Genomic DNA, 3,923 nt, shown 5'->3' on the forward strand with positions numbered 1-3,923 from the left:
CATCGCCATCCGCGACAACCGCACCGGATACTTCGGGACGCTCGAGGCGCCCATCTCCCTGAAATGACCGTGGCATGAAGGCCTCCGCCAAGTCCGGGCTCTACCGCAAGCTGCCCTCGGTGGATGAGTTGCTGCGCGGGCCGGAGCTGGCTGAGCTGGCGGCGCGCGAGGGCCGCGCCGCGGTCACCGAAGCCGCGCGCCAGGCGCTGGCGCGGATGCGCAAGGAGATTTCCTCCGGCCGCCTCAACCCGCAGGGCGTCGAAACGGCGGTCGCAGGACTGCCGGCGGCGGTCGAGCGCCGGTTGCGGCAGTCGCTCCAGTTCTCGTTGCGCCCGCTCATCAACGCCACCGGCGTCATCCTGCACACCAACCTGGGACGTGCGCCGCTCTCCGCCGACGCCCTGCGCAGTATCGCGGAAGTCGCGGGCGGCTACTCCAACTTGGAGTTCGACCTGGCGGCGGGCGAGCGCGGCAAGCGCGACGTCCACGTGCAAGGGCTCTTCGAGCGCTTGCTCGCAGCCGAGGGCGCGCGCAACTCGGCCACCGTCGTGGTCAACAACAACGCCGCCGCGGTTTTGCTGGCGCTGAATACCCTGGCCGAGGGCGGCGAGGTCATCGTCTCCCGCGGCGAGCTGGTGGAGATCGGCGGCTCCTTCCGCATCCCGGAGATCATGGCCAAATCGGGCGCGGTGCTGCGCGAGGTCGGCACCACCAACCGCACCCGCCTCGCCGACTACCAGCGCGCCATCAACGAGCGAACGAAGCTGCTGCTGCGCGTCCATCGCTCGAACTTCCAGATCGTGGGCTTCACCGAACAGCCGCGCCTCGAAGACTTGGTGAAGCTCGCGCGCAAACACCGCCTGCCCGTGATGGAGGACCTGGGCTCGGGTGCGCTCTTTGACCTGCGCTCGGTCGGAGTCGAGGGCGAACCAGGCGTGGCCGCGAGCCTCGGCGCCGGCGTGGACGTGGTCACCTACAGCGGCGACAAGCTGCTGGGCGGGCCGCAGGCGGGCATGCTCAGCGGCAAGCCGGCGCGCATCGCGCGCATCCGCTCGAATCCGCTCTTCCGCGCCCTGCGCGTGTCGAAGCTCACCTACGCCGCCCTCGAAGCCACGCTGCTGGCCTACCTGCGGCAGGACTATGACAGCGTCCCCGCGCTGCGCATGATGCGCATGGACGTGAACGAGATCAGCATCCGTGTTTCGGCGATGGTGGAGAAGTTGCTTGCAACGTCTGAACGGCAAGCAACCTCTCTGCGGATCGAGATCGTCGCCGGCGAATCGGTCATCGGTGGCGGCTCGACGCCGGGCGCATCCTTGCCGACCGTTCTCGTGGCCGTCGCCTGCAAGGGGCTGCGCGCCGACCAACTAGCCGCGCGCCTGCGCGCCGCCGAACCTGCGGTGATCGCGCGCGTCGAGGAAAGGCGCGTGCTGCTCGACCTGCGCACCGTCTTCCCGGAAGAAGACGCGGCCGTCGCCGCGGCCCTGGCCTCCATCGCTAAATAGATGGCCGCTCGGGTTTGGCGGCGAATGTATTAGCCTAGAGCGCTATGTCGCAGCGCTCCTCCTCCATCCACGCCACCCAGCCCGAGGCGCCCTCGTTCAAGAAGAAAGTCAAAGGGGTGGCGCGGCGGCATCCGCTGCTCTATCTGCTCTACAACCTGCGGCGGCTCATCAAGGGACACCAGATCGTTTTCCTCGACTATCCGGTCACGCCCGAACCGCGCTGGGGATTCGGCAAGCCGGCGCACGCGCAACTCGCCGAGCGACTCGGCCGCGACCGCCAGGCCTACCGACGGACGCTCGAGAGCTTTCTCCAATTCCAGGAGCATCTGGTCAAGATCCCGAAGCAGGCCGCGGCCAATTCGCCCGAGCCCTGCTGGATGAACAAGTGGCTGCCCGCGCCGGATGCGGTGGCGGCGTACTGTTTCTTGGGGCTGAGCAAGCCCAAGCGCTACGTCGAAGTGGGCTCCGGCTACTCCACCAAGTTCGCGCGCCGCGCCATCCGCGACCTGGGCCTGGCGACCAAGATCACCTCCATCGACCCCCATCCCCGCGCGGAGGTGGATTCGCTCTGCGACACGGTGCTGCGCCAGCCGCTCCAGGACCTGACCGACACCGCGATCTTCGACCAACTCGAACCCGGCGACATCTTCTTTATCGACTGTTCGCACGTCTGCCTGACGAATTCCGACGTGGCGGTGGCCTTCCTCGAGATTTTGCCGCGGCTGAAGCCGGGCGTGCTGGTGCAGGTGCACGACATCCTGCTGCCCTACGACTATCCGCCGCAGTGGGGGGACCGCTACTACTCGGAGCAGTATCTGCTGGCCTTCGCGCTGCTGGAGGAAAGCGCGGGATTCGAGGTCATGTTACCCAACGCCTACGTCAGCGGCGACGCGGAGTTGAGTGCGGTGCTTGAGCCGCTGTGGCGGCATCCGGCCATGGCGGGTGTGGACGGCGGCGGCGGCATGTCCTTCTGGCTGCGCACCAAATGAAAAGGGCGGCCCGCAGGCCGCCCTTCAGTCTCGGCGAAGCTTAGATCGGTTGTACGTTCTCTGCTTGCCAGCCCTTGGGACCCTTCACGACGTTGAACTGCACCGCCTGACCTTCCTGAAGGCTGCGGAAACCCGCTGCCTGGATGGCCGAGAAATGCACGAAAACGTCCTCACCGTTGGGGCGGCTGATGAAGCCGTATCCCTTGGCGTCGTTAAACCACTTTACTGTTCCTTGTTCCATTGTGTTGATGTTCCTTAGTTGTTGGATTTGCGCTGACATGAATCGGAACTGCAGAGGCGGGCTTCAGCTGTTTAGCAGATACCGCTCACAACCGCTTCTTCAAACGCACAAATAGGATACCAGAGGCCCTGGAAAAAGCCAAGGGTCGTGTGTTACCTTATCCGGCCACACCGCGCACAGCCGGGGACGGCTATGCCACACAGGTTTTGCCAAGTGATTGTGGGCACGGGAGTTGACATCGTCGAAGTGGGACGGGTGGGGGCGGCCATCGAGCGCTTCGGGCCGCGCTTCCTCCAGCGCATCTTCACCCCAGCCGAGATTCGCTATTGCGACTCCAAGAAGAACCGCGCGGAGCGCTATGCCGCCCGCTTTGCCGCCAAGGAGGCCGCCTTCAAGGCCCTGGGGACGGGCTGGAACCAGGGCGTCGCTTGGCGCGAGGTGGAGGTGGGACACGCCCCCGGCGGGCGCCCCACGCTCTCCTTCACCGGACGGGCGGCCAAGCACGCCGAGCGCCTGGGCATGAAGCGCGCTTCGCTCTCGCTCTCGCATACCAAGGAGCAGGCGGTGGCGCAGGTGATCCTTGAAGATTGAGCCATTGGGTCATTGTGGCATTGCTTCATTGACCCCAGTGGCCCTGGCTCCGAATGGCTCAAGCGGCGCGGGAAGTCTGGCGGCCCGGCGCTGGCTGCCCGACCCTCGGCGCGTGCGCTGGGTGCTGGCCGGAATCACTGCGGGCCTCGCGGCGCTGGTGTTCTTGTTGCCGCGAGTGCTGGGCGCATGGATCGGCATTCCCTTCCCCGCGAAGCTCGCAGTCAGCGCGCTGCTGCTGATCCCCATGGGATTTGCCATGGGCATGCCCTTCCCCACCGGCCTGCGCCAACTCGCGGAGCGCGGCCAGGGCGGGGTGGAGTGGGCGTGGGCGATGAACGCCGGAGCCAGCGTGCTGGGCTCGGCGCTGGCCATGGCCATCGCCATCCACTTCGGAATCGCAGCCACGCTGGCCATCGGCGCTGCGGCGTACCTGGCGGCGGCAGCGCTCAGCCGAGGCTGGAGTCCCGTTCCGGGCGCTCGCGCCTGACCGGGGCCACGGCCTTGCTGACGTCCCCCTTGGGTTCTGGTATGATTCGGCGCTCTCGGTGACCGGCAGGCGGGAAACCTGTGCCAAGTCAGAAGCAAGTACGTTGGGCG

The 3,923-nt window shown here is 66.7% G+C and carries 5 protein-coding genes; 4 read left to right on the top strand and 1 reads right to left on the bottom strand.

The window, feature by feature from the left end:
* Positions 1–74 precede the first annotated feature (74 nt).
* Together selA and VGQ94_09290 are read left to right on the top strand one after the other, a co-directional pair.
* Positions 75–1,505: an L-seryl-tRNA(Sec) selenium transferase gene (gene selA, locus VGQ94_09285; GenBank protein ID HEV2022711.1), complete on the top strand. Its 1,431-nt coding sequence runs from the start codon at positions 75–77 to the stop codon at positions 1,503–1,505.
* Positions 1,506–1,549: 44 nt separating this feature from the next.
* Positions 1,550–2,494 (top strand): class I SAM-dependent methyltransferase, encoded by a 945-nt coding sequence (locus VGQ94_09290; protein HEV2022712.1) that lies wholly within the window; start codon positions 1,550–1,552, stop codon positions 2,492–2,494.
* A gap of 40 nt (positions 2,495–2,534) precedes the next feature.
* Here VGQ94_09290 and VGQ94_09295 read toward each other — a convergent pair whose 3' ends face one another.
* Positions 2,535–2,735 (bottom strand): cold-shock protein, encoded by a 201-nt coding sequence (locus VGQ94_09295; GenBank protein ID HEV2022713.1) that lies wholly within the window; start codon positions 2,733–2,735, stop codon positions 2,535–2,537.
* A gap of 192 nt (positions 2,736–2,927) precedes the next feature.
* Here VGQ94_09295 and acpS point away from each other — a divergent pair, with 192 nt between their 5' ends.
* A complete protein-coding gene (gene acpS, locus VGQ94_09300; protein HEV2022714.1) occupies positions 2,928–3,326 on the top strand; it encodes a holo-ACP synthase in 399 nt (132 codons plus the stop codon).
* A 37-nt stretch (positions 3,327–3,363) separates the two neighbouring features.
* Positions 3,364–3,813: a hypothetical protein gene (locus tag VGQ94_09305; protein ID HEV2022715.1), complete on the top strand. Its 450-nt coding sequence runs from the start codon at positions 3,364–3,366 to the stop codon at positions 3,811–3,813.
* Positions 3,814–3,923 lie beyond the last annotated feature (110 nt).

Source organism: Terriglobales bacterium (genome assembly GCA_035937135.1).
Taxonomy (GTDB): Bacteria; Acidobacteriota; Terriglobia; order Terriglobales; family Acidobacteriaceae; genus DASYVL01.

What these genes read in the sequence shown, in the direction of transcription:
- selA (HEV2022711.1), top strand. Translation starts at nt 75, where the DNA reads ATGAAGGCCTCCGCCAAGTCCGGGCTCTACCGCAAGCTGCCCTCGGTG.
- VGQ94_09290 (HEV2022712.1), top strand. Translation starts at nt 1,550, where the DNA reads ATGTCGCAGCGCTCCTCCTCCATCCACGCCACCCAGCCCGAGGCGCCC.
- VGQ94_09295 (HEV2022713.1), bottom strand. Translation starts at nt 2,735, where the DNA reads ATGGAACAAGGAACAGTAAAGTGGTTTAACGACGCCAAGGGATACGGC.
- acpS (HEV2022714.1), top strand. Translation starts at nt 2,928, where the DNA reads ATGCCACACAGGTTTTGCCAAGTGATTGTGGGCACGGGAGTTGACATC.